This is a genomic window from Tolypothrix sp. PCC 7712, assembly GCF_025860405.1.
Classification (GTDB): domain Bacteria; phylum Cyanobacteriota; class Cyanobacteriia; order Cyanobacteriales; family Nostocaceae; genus Aulosira; species Aulosira diplosiphon.
Genome location: NZ_CP063785.1, coordinates 507,600 through 524,351, shown reverse-complemented (window position 1 = coordinate 524,351; position 16,752 = coordinate 507,600). Strand labels below are relative to the sequence as shown.

14 protein-coding genes are annotated in these 16,752 nt (G+C 41.8%); 9 read left to right on the top strand and 5 right to left on the bottom strand.

What is annotated here, in order from left to right:
* Positions 1-51: 51 nt before the first annotated feature.
* Both HGR01_RS01945 and HGR01_RS01940 read left to right on the top strand, forming a co-directional pair.
* Positions 52-1,626, top strand: a complete 1,575-nt coding sequence (locus tag HGR01_RS01945) for a CPBP family intramembrane glutamic endopeptidase (protein WP_045870053.1) — start codon at positions 52-54, stop codon at positions 1,624-1,626.
* Between the two features lie 1,147 nt (positions 1,627-2,773).
* Positions 2,774-3,049 (top strand): TM2 domain-containing protein, encoded by a 276-nt coding sequence (locus HGR01_RS01940; protein ID WP_045870052.1) that lies wholly within the window; start codon positions 2,774-2,776, stop codon positions 3,047-3,049.
* Between the two features lie 409 nt (positions 3,050-3,458).
* Here the strand turns inward: HGR01_RS01940 and HGR01_RS01935 are convergent, their stop codons facing one another.
* Complete coding sequence (locus tag HGR01_RS01935) at positions 3,459-3,608, bottom strand: hypothetical protein (RefSeq protein ID WP_155539187.1); 150 nt, start codon at positions 3,606-3,608, stop codon at positions 3,459-3,461.
* A gap of 117 nt (positions 3,609-3,725) precedes the next feature.
* Here HGR01_RS01935 and HGR01_RS01930 point away from each other — a divergent pair, with 117 nt between their 5' ends.
* Both HGR01_RS01930 and HGR01_RS01925 read left to right on the top strand, forming a co-directional pair.
* Complete coding sequence (locus tag HGR01_RS01930) at positions 3,726-6,197, top strand: heavy metal translocating P-type ATPase (protein ID WP_045870051.1); 2,472 nt, start codon at positions 3,726-3,728, stop codon at positions 6,195-6,197.
* Positions 6,198-6,408: 211 nt separating this feature from the next.
* Complete coding sequence (locus tag HGR01_RS01925) at positions 6,409-6,912, top strand: FHA domain-containing protein (RefSeq protein WP_045870050.1); 504 nt, start codon at positions 6,409-6,411, stop codon at positions 6,910-6,912.
* Between the two features lie 415 nt (positions 6,913-7,327).
* Here HGR01_RS01925 and HGR01_RS01920 read toward each other — a convergent pair whose 3' ends face one another.
* Positions 7,328-7,675: a hypothetical protein gene (locus tag HGR01_RS01920; protein WP_045870049.1), complete on the bottom strand. Its 348-nt coding sequence runs from the start codon at positions 7,673-7,675 to the stop codon at positions 7,328-7,330.
* A gap of 61 nt (positions 7,676-7,736) precedes the next feature.
* Between HGR01_RS01920 and HGR01_RS01915 the strand changes: the two genes are divergently transcribed.
* A complete protein-coding gene (locus HGR01_RS01915) occupies positions 7,737-7,871 on the top strand; it encodes a hypothetical protein (protein WP_255325197.1) in 135 nt (44 codons plus the stop codon).
* Positions 7,868-8,788 carry a TIGR01777 family oxidoreductase gene (locus HGR01_RS01910; protein WP_045870048.1) on the top strand — a complete coding sequence of 307 codons (921 nt, stop codon included), beginning with the start codon at positions 7,868-7,870 and terminating at the stop codon, positions 8,786-8,788. Before HGR01_RS01915 ends, HGR01_RS01910 begins: the two co-directional genes overlap by 4 nt.
* 21 nt (positions 8,789-8,809) lie before the next feature.
* On the opposite strand, the gene HGR01_RS01905 is transcribed toward HGR01_RS01910, so the two are convergent.
* The 3 genes from HGR01_RS01905 to HGR01_RS01895 all read right to left on the bottom strand — a co-directional run bounded on the left by HGR01_RS01905 (position 8,810) and on the right by HGR01_RS01895 (position 10,040).
* Complete coding sequence (locus tag HGR01_RS01905; RefSeq protein WP_045870047.1) at positions 8,810-9,052, bottom strand: hypothetical protein; 243 nt, start codon at positions 9,050-9,052, stop codon at positions 8,810-8,812.
* Positions 9,053-9,166: 114 nt separating this feature from the next.
* Positions 9,167-9,589, bottom strand: coding sequence for a tetratricopeptide repeat protein (locus tag HGR01_RS01900; protein ID WP_045870046.1), 423 nt, complete (start codon positions 9,587-9,589; stop codon positions 9,167-9,169).
* Between the two features lie 94 nt (positions 9,590-9,683).
* On the bottom strand, positions 9,684-10,040 hold the full coding sequence (locus HGR01_RS01895) for a HesB/IscA family protein (protein WP_045870045.1): 357 nt from the start codon (positions 10,038-10,040) through the stop codon (positions 9,684-9,686).
* 308 nt (positions 10,041-10,348) lie between these two features.
* Here HGR01_RS01895 and HGR01_RS01890 point away from each other — a divergent pair, with 308 nt between their 5' ends.
* From HGR01_RS01890 to zds, 3 genes are all read left to right on the top strand, one after another.
* The gene (locus HGR01_RS01890; protein WP_045870044.1) at positions 10,349-11,977 is read left to right on the top strand and encodes a DUF6930 domain-containing protein; all 1,629 of its coding nucleotides are present in this window, start codon (positions 10,349-10,351) and stop codon (positions 11,975-11,977) included.
* Positions 11,978-14,279: 2,302 nt separating this feature from the next.
* Positions 14,280-14,456 carry a CopG family transcriptional regulator gene (locus HGR01_RS01885; RefSeq protein ID WP_194007814.1) on the top strand — a complete coding sequence of 59 codons (177 nt, stop codon included), beginning with the start codon at positions 14,280-14,282 and terminating at the stop codon, positions 14,454-14,456.
* A gap of 846 nt (positions 14,457-15,302) precedes the next feature.
* Entirely contained in the window at positions 15,303-16,742 is a 1,440-nt protein-coding gene (gene zds, locus HGR01_RS01880; RefSeq protein ID WP_045870042.1) for a 9,9'-di-cis-zeta-carotene desaturase, read from the top strand.
* Positions 16,743-16,752: the final 10 nt, after the last annotated feature.

Here is a 16,752-nt window from a genome sequence, read left to right as displayed (position 1 = left end):
GCGATAATTCCAAGGGGCACGCGCTTTAAAAAGGTTAGTCAAGGGGAGATAATGACTATCAAACGGTTGGGTTTAATTGGATTAACGCTGATTTCCTTGGCGTTGTCTGGCTTGTCTTTATTTGGCAGTTGGCAGGAACCTCAGTTTCAAAGCCGCTTGGAGTTGTACCAAACAAATTTGGCGCTACAAGCACAAGCTTGGCAACCAGAAGAGAGCAGCAAAGAAAATTTACAAGTGGTTCGCGAAACCATACTGGGTGAGGAACCTCTGGAAAATGCTGCCAAGCAATATCAAGATGCGCGGAAATCGGTACAAACCAATTTGGAGAAAGCTAAAACTCAACTGGAAAAATTGCGTTCTCCTGCAGTTAACACTCCCGCACCGTCTAAACCTTTACCAGAAACTCGTCCCGGAGAAAATCCGGCTAATCCACAAGAGCAACAGTTGCAGCAGTCTCTCAAGCAACTGCAAAAATTATCGGCGGAATTAGATTTACGTTTGGGAATTTTACAAGCACAGCAGGGAAAGACTGAGACAGCAATTAAGACTTGGGATGATGTCCAGCAACGCTCAGATATTAGTCCAGAATTTCCCGAAACCTCTGCTGTATTAACAGGGTTATGGAGTAATCCTCCCCGTCTGCTCCCCAATGCTCAACAGTTGATTCAAAAGAATTTAGATGGTTGGTTTCGTGCTACAGCCTTAGTGCAACTATACCAACTTCAGCAACGTCCCGATGCACTGGCGACAGTAAAAGCAGCACAACAAGAAACTGCTGCTCAAGCTGTCGTGAAGTTAGCGGTAATTGGGATCATCCCCACCTTGGCAGCTGTCATTGGGATAGTACTGCTAATTGCAGTCTTAGTGCAATATTTGGTGAAGGGAAAAGCCGCTTTATTAGCTCAAAATGCTGATGTAGCTTGGTCAACTCCTTGGGGTGGTGAAACGATTCTCCAAGTTTTTGTTATCGGCTTTTTCTTGATGGGGCAAGTTTTTGTACCTTTAATATTATCCCTGCTCCCCTTCTCCTTGAGTGGTGGTGATGTGCGCTTTCAGGCTTTCTCGGTTTTGCTGCGTTATATTATCGTCGCATCAGGGGCGCTAGCAGTACTATATTTATCGATTAAGCGCTTTTTCCCACTACCAGAATACTGGTTTCGCTTCAATCTCCGCAGTAAATGGTTTTTATGGGGATTAGGTGGCTATTGCGCCGCTTTACCAATAGTAGTAGTCGTGTCTTTGATTAATCAACAGCTATGGCAAGGACAAGGCGGTAGTAATCCCTTGTTACAACTGGCATTAGAAAGTCAAGATACTGTCGCACTAGGAATATTTTTTATCACAGCTGCGATCGCAGCTCCTGTTTTTGAAGAAATTCTTTTCCGAGGTTTCTTGTTACCTTCCCTGACTCGTTACCTTCCTGTGTGGGGATCAATTCTGTTAAGTAGCTTACTATTTGCGGCTGCTCACCTCAGCTTATCGGAAATTCTCCCCCTCACAGCTTTGGGGATCGTCTTAGGTGTAGTCTACACGCGATCGCGTAACCTCCTCGCACCGATGCTGCTCCACAGTCTTTGGAATAGTGGCACTCTACTCAGTTTGTTTATTCTAGGTAGCGGTAATTAATTATACGTAAATTCACGGTTGCCGAAGCAGAAAAATATTTGCTTTCATCTCCATATATGGCAATAATATATGACAATCATTGCAGCTATAAAGCCAGCCACAAAGTAGAGAAGAGAAGCTAGAGCGAGACAATACTACAAGGGATAGCGTTTTGAACTCAAAATAGCTTTTGGGAAAAAGGTTAAAGGGTAAGGGTGAAAGGTTGTTTCTTTCCCTTTTCCCATTCCCCTTTTTCCCCTTAACCGAAAAGTATTGAGAGGCTAGAGACTAAGTAGGAGTATTTTTTTACTCGATACTTAGCACTTTTCTCAGTCAGTACTTACCATCAATAAATGCTATTTTTAGGGTCAATATTGCTGGTGGTACAAACCTCTTCAGCAATACCAAAAAATACATAGTAAATTTCTAGAGTGACATTGAGTCACCTCTAAGCCATATCAGTCCTTGTAGAGATAGGGATTAGCTTCCCAAAAATTCTGTTTCAGAATGCTTGGGAAAGCAGCTAGCAGTGATTGATGAGTTTTTGCACAATCTACTTCCATGTATTTTGGTAGTGGAAAAATTGTTTCTTTTGTGTGGGAAGATGCCTATACTGGTACTTTCTATAAAGTTTCCATTAAATATATCCTCATCATTGCAGCCATATCCAAAAAATTCCGGACATAAAACTGATGAACTTGTAAATAGGGGTATTCCAACATAGGGGTATTTGCTGATAATTGAAAGTGAATTCTCCTCAAGAGAAAAATTCACCTAAGATTTGGCAAAACTCATCTGTTGAAATTTGTAGCCTAAAGATACAAAAGTCACTCAGGTATCGAAGCACGATATAGTTCCAAACAATATCAAATAACCTCTGTTTCAAAAGTACTCGATTCAACATTTTGAACAGAAAGTTTAATTTGGGTAAAAAATTTATGGGTGATGGTTAAAGGTTTTCCTTTTCCTTTCTATCCTTATCTTTAACCCTTAACCATTATGCTGACGATTCCTCAGGTATCGTGACAATTTGGTTATGCTTATTTATCTAAATTAGAGCTTTTTCGTTAGGGAAAGTAAAAATATATTTCCTCAGTGAATATATTTACTACTTTTCTGAAAGAATCATTTAAAATTACCCCCTATTTCTCCAGGAGCAGCAGTCAATATGGCAAATCTCAACTCCAGCCAAGCGAACAAACAACTAATCGCTGGTTACTGTGGCATTATTTTCGGTGGTTTTGGAGTACATAAGTTTATTCTTGGTTATGCTCCAGAAGGCTTCATTATGCTAGTTATCACCGTAGTCGGCGGTACTTTTACCTACGGTTTTACTTTGTTAATTATGCAACTTATAGGTTTGATTGAAGGCATGATCTACTTAAACAAGTCTCAAGAAGAATTTGTAGACACTTATTTTGTCAATAAGCAGGGCTGGTTTTAGATTTATAGCTCACAATCTCACTGATATTTCAGGCTATGTAAGCTAAATGCATATACAAATCCTAAATCATGCATAAATATTGAGATAACCGACTTTTATAAAAAGTCGGTTATCTGAAAACAATCGATATCATCAATAAAATAAACTTTCTGCAAGCAACTCTATATATTGACATTTTATATCTACCATTATGCTCAACATCAAACATCAAAAACTTTCCTTAGCCTTTTTCTTGCTAGTTGGTGCGGCATATTTCATCACAATGTCTAATCTAGAAATAAACTATTTTCTAAAAAGCATAATTGCTTTTCTGCCTATCCAAATTGCAGCATTAGTCTATGTATCTTATAAGAATTCGTAATTCGTAATTCGTAATTCGTAATTCGTAATTCGTAATTAAGAAATTCGTTTAGGATTCTCCCTCATCCCCCTCATCCCCCTCATCTCCCTCATCTCCCTCATCTCCCTCATCTCCCTCATCTCCCTCATCTCCCTCATCTCCCTCATCTCCCCAATCCCCATTACCCCTTATCCCCAGAGGGGGCCCCGAGTTCCCCAATCCCTTATTTAAATTTATCTGCGACAAGCAGTCTTAGTTCAAAATTTCGCCTACCCTCAAATTAGGACGCTTGTAATGAGCGTTGAAAATTGCAGCGAATTTAACTAAACTCTTGCCATGCAACTTGTTCCCAAAACGAATCTCACCCCAGAAATGATGCCCATTACAGAGAAAATAATTCTGGATGTTGGGGGCATGAAGTGTGCTGGGTGTGTGAAAGCAGTAGAAAGGCAGCTAACTCAACATCCAGGAGTCAAGAGTGCCTGTGTAAACCTGGCAACTGAGGTCGCAGTTGTAGAGTCAGAAGTGGGTGTAGTGGATGCTGAACAATTGGCAAAGCATTTGAGTGCCAATGGCTTCCCTACTCAGCCTCGAACGGCCGCCAGCGCATCAACTAGAGAAGATCCAGAAGCACGTCAGCACCGAGAAATGCACTCTGCACTCAAGCAATTAGTAGTTGCTGGCTTGCTCTTAGTTTTTTCAGCAATTGGGCATTTTGGTACGATTAGCGGCTCAAATCTGCCAATTTTAAATAACATCTGGTTCCATTGTGGCCTGGCAACAGTGGCGATACTATTTCCTGGTCGCCCGATTTTAGTTGATGGCTGGCTAGGCTGGCGGCGAAATGCGCCCAACATGAATACTTTGATCGGCTTGGGAACCTTAACAGCCTATACAGCCAGTTTGGTGGCGCTACTCTTCCCCCAAATGGGTTGGGAATGCTTCTTTGACGAACCAGTGATGATGTTAGGCTTCATTCTTTTGGGGCGGACATTAGAACAACAAGCTAGAGGTCGCGCTGCGGCAGCGTTTCGGCAACTGCTAGCATTGCAGCCACAAATAGCGCGGTTGATTGCTAACCCGGAGAAAATTGGGCAAGAAAGTAATGGTGCAGGTCGAGATGCTGTTATCGGTTCTGCTAGCATCGAGATTCCTGCCGAACAAGTGCGAGTAGGTGAATGGTTACAGATATTGCCTGGTGATAAAATCCCCGTTGATGGTGAGGTGCGGTGGGGACAAACCACAGTTGATGAATCCATGCTGACAGGGGAAGCTGTACCAGTAATTAAGCAACCTGGAGATTTTGTTACAGCCGGTACTATTAATCAATCAGGGGCGATCGCAATTCAAGCCACCCGTACAGGTAGCGATACCACATTAGCCCACATTGTCGCCCTGGTGGAAGATGCCCAAACCCGCAAAGCACCTGTTCAGAAATTAGCTGATACAGTAGCTGGTTACTTTACCTATGGTGTATTAGCAGCCGCTTCATTAACCTTTGTCTTTTGGTATTTCTTTGGTGTTCACATCTGGCCAGATATTGCCATGTCAACCAGCATGGAAATGGCCCACCACTCGCCACTCAGCACTCAGCACTCAGCACTTACCGCTCATTATTCTCCACTCCTGATCAGCTTAAAATTAGCGATCGCAGTTATGGTGGTGGCTTGTCCTTGTGCTTTAGGTTTGGCTACACCTACAGCCATTCTCGTTGGGACTGGCTTAGGTGCAGAACGGGGTTTGTTAATCAAAGGCGGTGACGTTTTGGAACGAGTTCACCAGCTAGATACAGTAGTCTTTGATAAAACTGGCACGTTAACTACAGGTAATCCCACCGTTACAGATTGTCTGCTAATTGAAGAATTAGCCTCTGAGGGCGAATTTTCTCTAGTTCCTAACCCTCAGTCTCTTCTCCAATTTGCTGCGGCTGTAGAAAGCGGCACATTCCACCCTCTTGCTAAAGCCATTCAGCAGGAAGCACAGCGACAAGAATTAACTATCCCTGAGGCTGTAGAGTTTCATACAGAACCAGGACTAGGAGTATCGGCTGTAGTCCAAGGTAAAAATGTCTTATTGGGAAATTGGGAATGGTTGAGTTGGCACGGAATTGCCATTAGCGAGACTGCACAACAGTTAAGCCAAAAGTTAGCCGCAGAGGGGAAAACAGTTGTTTGTGTAGCAGTAGGCGGGATTTTAACCGGAATTATTGGCGTTGCCGATACTCTCAGGCCAGATGCCAAAGCTACAGTCGATAAATTGCGCCAGATGGGTTTACGGGTAATGTTACTCAGTGGCGATCGCCAAGAAGCCGCGAGTGCGATCGGTAAACAACTGGGACTAAGTAGCGATGATGTCATAGCTGGTGTTCCCCCCAGTAAAAAAGCCGCAGCCATCCAATCCCTGCAAGCTGGCGAAATGACAAACAACTCCAAACCACAAGCTATTGTGGCAATGGTGGGAGATGGAATTAATGATGCGCCTGCTTTATCGCAAGCAGATGTGGGAATTGCATTGTATTCAGGTTCCGATGTGGCAATGGAAACTGCTGCTATTGTATTAATGCGCGATCGCCTCAGCGATGTTGTGGAATCAATTCACCTCAGCCGTGCCACATTCAACAAAATCCGTCAGAATTTATTCTGGGCTTTTGCATATAATACAATTGGTATTCCCTTAGCAGCAGGTGTTTTGTTACCAAGTTTGGGTTTTCTCCTTAGCCCATCTGGTGCCGCCGCATTAATGGCATTCAGCTCAGTTAGTGTTGTTAGTAACTCAGTTTTATTACGGCGTTTGGCTCATCGACCGTAAATTTCTTTTAGGAGATAATACTCTCAACTCAATCGCAATTCTGCCTTTCTCGGCAGATTTACTAATCATCAGGATTGATGCATCTACCACATCTGTTGAGAATCTTCCTAAAATGAAAATAGCAGGAGTAGAAGAGCAATATTCTACTCTATTGAGTCAAAATGCACTTAAATGCTTATTAAAGCAGTACCACAGACTGTAATGCGTAATAATGGCAGGAAACTATATTAAACACATCTTCAGCAATCAAATTTCAAGCGATTTTAGCAACGACGCATCAATGGCCGCAGAAACCAACGAAAGCCATCTTCTGATTCTGGAGGATGATCAAGGTCGTAAGGAATTTTCGCTAGAAAATCCCATCTACTCTATCGGTAGAGACCGCGATTGCAATATCCGATTGGTGTCGCAGTTTGTCTCTCGCCGCCATGCCACCTTGGTAAGGTTACCACGCGAACTGGATGGCCATAGCTATTATTACCGAATTGTTGATGGCGATGCTAAAGGCAAACTCAGTTCTAACGGTCTCATGATTAATGGGCGAAAGATGCAATCCCACGATCTGAGAAATGAAGACGAGATTGTTTTTGGCCCACAAGTACGTGCCATTTATTACTTGTTAAGAAATACTCATCGCTCAGGTATGACGGATGCTAGTGAGTATGATATTACACTAATAAATCCGGGTATGACTGATGATTTAGAGGAAATCTAAAACCCATAAAATTATCAAATCAGAGGCGCTTGCTCAAAAAAATTTCAAGCTGCCAATCTTTTAACTGCTTACAGATACAAAAGCTGTAAGCTACTGTTTGTCATGATCAGTTGGACATAATCAGACCTATATAGGACTTACGCAAAAGTCACGTAATTACGTCATTACGAGCGCAGCGACGTAATCGCCTGAGATTCTGGGATTGCTTCCCTACACTTCGTTCCGGTCGCAATGACAAATTTTGCTTGCGTAAGTCCTGCTATACAACGGAGTTGGCTCGAAAAGTCTGTTGTGAGGAATTTTGAGCTAAATTCACAATCTAAAATTGGTATGAGTATAATTTTTGGCGCGTCGCTTGAGCTAGCTTTGCCTGAAGCTAGCCGCAGCCGATGCCTAAAATAATATGTAGCAAAAATTACCCTGCTAAACTTTCAATCAAATGCCAATGGCGACTATGTTCAATCGCCTGCTTGATAAATTCAAACATTTGTCGGCAGTGATTATCTAGTTGGAGTGGCAGTTCCTCATTTTTAACCACAATACTCATCCGGGTTTCTGTTTCGGTGGCTGTCGATTTATCAATCAGTACTTCCACTTTAACCATTTTAGAAAATGGAACAGTCCCAGGTATCTCTCGAGCCATAATGTAATCGCCTGTGTAGTATTGAATATCAAATTCACAGTCTTGTAGCAAATCTACAAGCAACGGCTGGAGATGCTCAACAGCAACAGAAACAATAAATGAACAGGTATAGCGAGCCATAATAGCCCCACGCCTTGCAACACTCCGTCCATCCTATAATATCGAAGCATGTAAACAGCAAGTGATTACAGATTCATTAAAGAAATCTCATCCAAAATCTCAAACCAAGTCTTTTTACCCAAAAAGAAAAACGTTACAAGCTGAAAATTTGATAAAAAACTTTAAAATAGGTTTTGGCGGAGGTAGAGGATTATGAAAATAGCAATTGCGGGAGCATCAGGATTTATCGGTAGTCGTTTGGTAACACGACTCCATCAGGAAGGTCATAGCGTGTTAGTGTTAACTCGTAATACAACCTTTGCCAGAAAAGTTTTTCCCTCTCAAGCGTTCTCCAATGTAGAGATTATTGCCTATACACCCACTGTATCCGGCCCTTGGCAGGATGCGATCGCAGGCTGTGATGCTGTGGTGAACCTAGCAGGGGAACCCATCGCTGAAGAACGCTGGACACCAGAACACAAACAAGAGATTCTGAATAGTCGTCAGCTAGGAACACAAAAAATTGTGGAAGCAATAGCTAAAGCTAACCCCAAACCACAGGTGTTAGTCAACGCCTCAGCTATTGGGTTCTATGGGACTAGCGAAACTGCTACCTTTGACGAAACCAGCCAATCTGGAAATGATTTTCTCTCGGAAGTCTGTCTCGCTTGGGAAGCAGAAGCAAACAAAGTTAAAGATGCTGGTGTACGCTTAGTAATTCTCCGGTTTGGTATTGTTCTGGGAATGGGTGGCGCTTTGGGTAAAATGATTACTCCCTTCAAACTCTTTGCTGGTGGCCCTATTGGTAGTGGTAGGCAATGGTTTTCGTGGATTCATCTAGATGACGGAGTTAATCTGATTCTGCAAGCGATCGCCAAACCAGAGATAGAAGGTGTATATAATGCTACTGCACCAAATCCAGTCCGGATGACAGAGTTAAGCCAAACTCTGGGACAAGTAATGCATCGTCCTTCTTGGTTACCTGTACCAGCTTTGGCTTTAGAAGCGCTTTTAGGAGATGGCGCAAAAGTAGTATTAGAAGGTCAAAACGTGCTACCTAAGCGCACTGTGGCATCAGGCTTTGAGTATCAGTATCCTGAATTACCAGCAGCACTTAGGGAAATTTTGCAATAACGTCAACAGTCAATAATTAAACTAATCAGCCTGGAATTTGCGCGACACCCAATTGATTAAACCGCTGAGTAACGCGCCTCCCATAAGAATCCCCAGCGCGGGGTTAAATAAAGGTTGCCAGAGTTGATGCCACAAATCTAGCCCTAAATTGATACCAGAAGCTTCTCCAATAACTGCGATCGCAAACCAGGCAAAGCCCAACAAAACCAGAAATACATCTGCGACTAAAATGTAGTTGAGCCAGCTTAACAATTTATCTTTCATACAGAAATAGTGATTGAAGGTGAGGGACTAGGAGCTAAGGATGAGAAACTCAGCTTGATTTTTATAGTCTCAATAATTCTACTATCTAGACCCTAGCCCCTAGCTTCAGAACCTTTATTGATCAAACAGCCAGCCTTTGACTTTTGCCAAACTCTGCCAATCTGGTTTTCTAGTTAAACCATCTTCGATGCTGTTTCTAACTTCCTGTTCCCATTCTTGATTTACAAAAATTAACTGTTGGGCAAAATCAATATGTTGCCGCAAACCTTTTTGACCGGTTTCTAACATCGCCACGGCGAGATTAATTCTGGCTTGTGGGTCTTGAGGATTAAGCTTGACTGCCTTGAGTGCAGCTTTGTAAGCTAAGTTGGCTTTGTTGTCTAGCATATATAACCAAGCCAAACAAGTCCAAGCAGAACTACTTTTAGGAGAGCGATCGCAAACTTCTTTAAAAACAGGAATTAAAGAAGCGGCGCTTTCTCCTGCTTTATAGCGTTCTAAACCTGTATCAAACAGGGAGTCAACAGTATTAGTCATTGGTCAGTTGTCAAGGGTCAAGGGTCAATAGTAAAGGATCATATAGTGAAGGATCAATAATTTAAGCTGTTGACTGTTGACTTTTGACAGTGGACTAGACACCAAATGACTTACCGCAACCACAAGTTTGGTTGGCATTGGGGTTAGTGAATTGGAAGCCGCCACCAATCATGGCATCGCTGTAATCCAGCATCAAGCCATAGAGGTATAATAGGCTTTTGCGATCGCAAACAATTTTGAAGCCATCATAGTCAAAAATCTCATCCTGGGGGGTAATCTTGCTGGCATCTTCAAAGTCCATCATGTAGGACATCCCAGAACAGCCGCCTTGTCTTACGCCTACCCGTAAGCATAAATCTTGAGTTTGTCTGTCACGGAGAGATTTTACTTGACGTAATGCGGTTTCGCTTAACTGAATTCCACGTTGTTGTGGCTGAGTGGCTTGTGTCATATGCTGTTTCAACTCCTGAATTGCTTTAACCAGTATGCTGGGGTTGTAGTTAGTGTTTTTGTATCCATTCTAGCGACATTGATGTCCCTGATTGGTAAATTGTAAAGACTGCGTCAAAAGCGGCTAAATATTTTTATTCTAGAATTGATAGATTCGGTGCGTTTTAAGATTCGCTATTTTGGGAGATTTAGCCTTGCGGTAGCCTAAATTGCCAGTAAATATTTAGGTAAAGGCTAGGAAAATTGCATCTCAGGCTAACTACTCCCAAAAATTGACGGATAAACTGCTTCTTTTAATTAACTTACTCTATGACAAGTTTTAATCGCTCTACCAGTCGTCGGTTGAAGAAATTAACCCAAATTCCTTCTGTATGGGAGGGCGATCGCCGTCCGTTGTCATCTTCCCAAACCCAGCCCAGAGATCCAGAAGGAAAGGGCGATTGTATTCTTTGGGTGGACGGTTCCCAAGGTATTGTCAGAGGCATGGATGTAGTTGCCACAGAAACAGGGCCGGAGGCGGTTGTTCGGACTTTAATGCGGGCGATGGAACATCCCCATAGTCCAGCAAAACCAGCTCGTCCCCAAAGAATAGTCGTGCGCGATCGCGAAATCCAATTTTATCTGCGTGGAGTATTACAAGATTTAGACATCGCCATTGACTACGCACCAGAATTGCCTTTAATTGATGAACTTTTTCGCTCTTTTGGGGAAATTCTTGATAGTCAAATCCCTGATTTACCTCCTCAGTATGCCCAAGCGTTACAAGAAAAGGCTTTCACGATTTGGCAAGCATCTCCTTGGCAATTTTTGGAAGAACAGCAAATTTTATCCATAGAAATCAATAGATGGGATGTAGGTAAACTCTACGCCTCTGTAATGGGGATGCTAGGGATGGAATATGGCATTTTGTTCTACCGTTCCGAAGAATCCCTGAAGCAATTTCGTGCGGCTGTTTTACAAGATGAAGAATCACAAGGACGTTTAGAAGAAGCTTTTCTCAAGCAAGATTGCCTGTTTCTCACCTTTGAGCGTAACGATGAAGATGAAGAAGATGACGGTGATTTAGGAAATCTACCATTATCAGAAGTTGACCCTACCTTCGGTAATATCCACCCTTTAGAAGGATTGCGATCGGTTTTATATGACGAAGAAGCATTAGTTGTCTTTGTCGCTTTAGAAAGCCTCAACCGCTTTATCCGCGATCACCGTCGTCAACTATATGCAGATTCCTTCCCCAGCCTCAGCCATCGCTATCGGATTACACTTCCTCATGCCGATGAAGCAACGAAAACTGTATCTGTAACTGTCTCTACCATGCCAGAATTGGCAACAGAACTGGAGGAAATGGCAGGCTTAGATATTGATGACGAAATGTCAGACTCCTCCATGATGTTTCATTCATTACGAGATGATTTGATCCCCGAAGACTCGTTCTTAAGTTTGGGAGTAGTCTCTTGGGAAATGCTGGAGTATTTGCGCCAAGGCGTTACCTATCATCCTGTGGGTGAAATTGCCAAAGTAGGTGATGGTTTACCGGTAATTTTAATTCAAACTTCCCGCCCCAGAGCGAAGACAGTAATTGAAAATTTAGAAGCCGCTGGGGGATTAAAAGCAATTTGCTTTAATCCGGGTGCCGATCCCTTTGATGGCAATCAATACGACTTAGGCTTATTACAAACCCAAAATGGTGAATTATTTCTCTTCGGGGAATTTTTAGATGACGACCCCATCCACGTAGAAGCGCGCAGAAAATGGAATCAACGGTGTAAAAATACTAAAGGCTACTGTGGTTTAATTATTGCCAAAGGATTGACAGGAGCGGCTCGTGGCAACCCGCAATTACGAGATATGATGGCTTTATTTGAAGCGCGATCGCTTTCACCGAAAGATTTAGGTATTGGTACTCTGCAACTCGTACCGGAACTTCAATTTGAATAGTTTTTACTAGAAGGAGGATAAATGCCTCCCTATTAAAGGATTGTTAGGCACTTCCAAATAAAAAAATATCTCAGTATTTATTGTGGGGTGGACATCTTGTCCGCCCAGCTTATGTGGCGGGCAAGATACCCGCCCCACAAGATGGAATAATTTATTTCTTGGAAATCCCTTATATTTCATTGGGGATGGATATATTTATTCACGCCCCTTGTTTCTTGATGTTTGCTTTCCCAGCATCTAACTGAAGCAATAAGTAGTCAGACAGAATTAATTACACAAACAGGATTTACACAAGCAAAATTTGTCATTGCGACCGGAACGAAGTGTAGGGAAGCAATCCCAGAATCTCAGGCGATTACGTCGCTGCGCTCGTAATGACGTAGTTACGTGACTTTTGCGTAAGTCCTAACAAAGTCATTGCGAATGGAGCGTCCCGTTCGTGCAGCGTCTCCGTCAGGAGAAGCTACGGTGTACACACAAGTTGTAGCTGTAAGGGTTTCAGGCGTTATAGACCCCTTAAATTGTCATTACGAGCGCAGCGATAGCGGAGCGAAGTAATCGCATAATCCCGTAGTTTTTGCGATTGCTACTCTTCGAGAACGCTCCGCGAACGTCGTTCCTCCTCTCTACGAGACGCTACGCGAACGCAATGACAGGCTTCGGGAGCGTTCCAACAGCCCAGAGTTAAAGGGCAAAACCAAGCTTCAGGTGGAATTTCACGACTTGTGTGTACACCGTAGGTCAGGAGAAGGGAAGCGGAATCTTCGCTAGCAATGACTGTAAATATTTTTGTCCAAGTGCTGATCTTACTGCTTTATTTCGACAGTGGTGCTTTTCTGCGATGGAACTTGCCACCAAACCAAAATCCCATGTTGGCCTCAGTATTTTGACTCAGGATAGGCTGATGATTTACTTGCTCAAAACTTTATGAAGAAACTATAGTTTGCTGTTATATCCTTACTGATTCTGATATTTATATATGTATTAATTAGCACTCTAACGACAGGATTCGCCGCTTATTTCAGGCTTTTAAAATTACCAAACTTGTACAGACATTTGTCTAAGTTTTAAATTACATATTAGTCTTTTTTTATTTATGAATCTTATTCACTGAAACTTTAGACAGTTCTATTTTCTTATGTAATTTTTTTACAAAGTAAATAATTACTATGATTTAAGGCTTGAATAAAGATTACTTAAAGTTTATACGGAATCGCTATAATAAATACACCCAAAAAATATTGAAGTGTACAATATTTTTTATACAGTAACCTGATGTCACAAAATAATGATTGAAGACAAATAAGGTCTTGTGGCAATTCCTTGCATATTCATCACTAGCCAGGCAAGCTATTCAGGATTTATCTTGATAGTTATAACTCTAGTTATATGAATACTGAAAGATGCCAAATGTTTATAGTTGTTAAATAATTTAGCAAGTACCTGAGAACCTAAAAATTCACTTCTTCCAGAAAAAATAGTGGTAAATTGCCAGAACTATGAATAACACAATTTACCAAAGATACAAATGTAAAGCTGTTAATTTGGTAGCAATTTTCTCTTAATTGATAGCAGTGAATAACACCATCATTTGCTATTGCCTATAAGAACCAGAATTGATAAACGCAATCTACTTAATTAGGAGTTCATGACAATCTACTAAATTTTTGCGTCAAACTGTGCAGATGAGGTGTACACAGAAATTACCTCAACCTTCACTCTCATGGCATCTTCATTTATGAGTATAACGTTTTATGTCAGCAGCTAGATGCTATGAATGGTAACCACTTCAGAACAGAGAGGGTTAGTTTATCTGAACTGAATACTGATTAATAGCCAACTAGATATATTGCTAAAACACCTTTCCCAGAAAGCGTTTAACAATGTTAATGTTCTAAAACTTGATTGTTAGATCTTATGATATTATGTTTTTTCCAGAATTTTTTAACCAATTGAGTCTTAGGCGCAAAACAAATGCTTTTGCTAAAGAAAAAATTCAACTATCTTGATTTACTTAACAGTATGGACAACCCTTGATTTATAAAACTTCATTTTTTTGCTTCTACCAAGATACTCGTACCGATGCAAGACCTTTCAAAGGCAAGTGTGCGGTATTTTTCCTGTCACAACAGTATTAAAGCAAATATACCTTTTATATTTTATTGGAAAATGAACAATCTTTGAGAAAACTAGCATTTTTAGTGTTAATGGCATTGCTTGTTTACTGACACTAATTCTAAGAATTTTACCCTTTTCATCTTTAATTAGCTGTCTTTGATGATGTTAATATATAGCAACTAACATGATAATGACAAATAAGAAGTGGGCTGTAAAACGTATAACTGTCAATCTCGCTGCACAGGAAGCTGAAAAACTCGAACAATACTGTCAGCAAACTGGTAGACCTGCAACTGATGTAATTCGCGAATTGATTAGAGGCTTATCCATTGCTGATGATGCTAAAGAAGTAAGCAGGTAGACAGGTATTTGTCAACAATACTTTAAATACTTGTTTTTATTTCATTGCCCTCCAAATAGGCAATAAATCAAAGAGGAATCACTTTGGTCTTCTTCCAAAAGTAGAAGACTAAAGTTGAAAAAACAGTGGGTGGGAGAGTTTACCACATTGGGTAGTGTTGCAGATTTAAAATATGTGTATTTTAGATCTGGCTCAATGTAGCAACTGATGCCAAGTAGCATGATCAAATCTTTAGGAATATGAAGCTTAACTAAAATTTCTTAATTTTCGATTTGAGGAATTCCAAAAATTAAATTATCCAAATTTGCCAGCATAGGCGATGAAGGAATTCTTTCTCTATGCTTCCGTTGCTGAGATAGCGTACCCCTCCGGGGAAGCAAGCACGGATAGCACCTCGCAGAAAGGGGATATTTTTCAGTTGTAAATCCCTTTTTACCTAATCCTCTAGTCTCATAAACAAGAGACTCTGTGTAAACAGAGTCTCTTTTTTTCATATCTAGTAATCAGCTGCATATCAAAAACTCCACCGATCAGGAGATAGAGTTTTTAGGCATAAGGGATAAGCAACCAATGCCCTATGCCCTAAAGCGACAGTACAACCAATACTTGTCGGTTAAGGGCAAAAGGGGAAGGGGAAAAGGGGGAAGAAAAAACCTTTAACCCTTACCCTTTCACCTTTTCCCCAAACTAAATTCCGAGTTGAAAATCCTTAACCGAGCAGTATTGACAGTACAACTATCCTTCTGCGCCCAAAAGGGGATGGGGTTTATCGTCGCTTTCAATAAATAGCAAATTACGACACCAAGACAGTTACAATCTGTAAAGAAACTGAAAAGGAACGACGGAATGCGCGTTGCAATCGTAGGTGCGGGACTGGCAGGACTAGCCACTGCCGTAGATTTAGCTGATGCTGGCTGTGAAATCCAAATTTTTGAATCCCGTCCATTTGTTGGCGGTAAAGTTGGCAGTTGGGTAGATAGCGATGGCAACCATATTGAAATGGGGTTGCACGTGTTTTTCGGCTGCTACTATCAGCTTTTTGACTTGATGAAAAAGGTAGGGGCGATAGATAATTTACGCCTGAAAGAACATACCCATACTTTTATCAACAAAGGTGGGCATACAGGTGCTTTAGATTTTCGGTTCTTCACAGGTGCGCCTTTTAATGGTTTAAAGGCATTTTTCACCACCTCTCAACTATCATTACAAGATAAATTGCAAAATGCGATCGCTCTAGGTACTAGCCCAATAGTTCGGGGTTTAGTGGACTTTGAAGGGGCGATGCAAACTATCCGCGATTTAGATAAAATTAGCTTTGCTGACTGGTTTCGCAGTCACGGTGGTAGCCAAGGTAGCATTAAGCGGATGTGGAACCCCATCGCTTACGCCTTAGGATTTATTGATTGCGAAAACATTTCCGCCCGCTGTATGCTGACAATCTTTCAGTTTTTTGCGGTGAGAACAGAGGCTTCCATATTGCGGATGTTGGAAGGTTCGCCTCATGAATATTTGCACAAGCCTATATTGGAATACTTGGCTACTAGAGGCACACAAGTTCATACCCGTCGGCAAGTGAGGGAAATTCAGTTTGCAGAATCAGATACAGAAACCCGTGTAACTGGGATAGTAGTTGCCCAAGGTGATACAGAGGAAGTAATTACTGCTGATGCTTATGTCTTTGCCTGTGATGTGCCAGGGATTCAGCGGATATTACCGCAGCAGTGGCGTAAGTGGTCAGAATTTGACAATATCTACAAACTAGATGCGGTGCCTGTAGCAACAGTACAACTGAGATTTGATGGCTGGGTAACAGAACTGCAAGATGAGGAAAAACGCAAACAGCTAAATCATGCGGCTGGCATAGATAACTTACTTTACACTGCCGATGCTGACTTTTCTTGCTTTTCTGATTTAGCACTGAGTAGCCCTGCGGATTATTATCGCCCAGGACAGGGTTCATTATTGCAGTTAGTACTGACACCGGGAGATCCATTTATTAAACAAAGCAACGAAGCGATCGCCCAGCACGTCCTTGGGCAAGTGCATGAACTCTTCCCCTCATCGCGGGAGTTAAATATGACTTGGTACAACGTAGTCAAACTTGCCCAATCTCTCTACCGCGAAGCACCAGGTATGGATGTATATCGTCCTAACCAAAAGACACCTGTGCCGAATTTCTTCTTGGCAGGTAGTTACACTCAGCAAGATTATATCGATAGTATGGAAGGAGCCACAATTTCCGGCAGGCGGGCAGCAAAAGCAATTTTAGAGAATGTCAAGCAATAACGAACCGCAG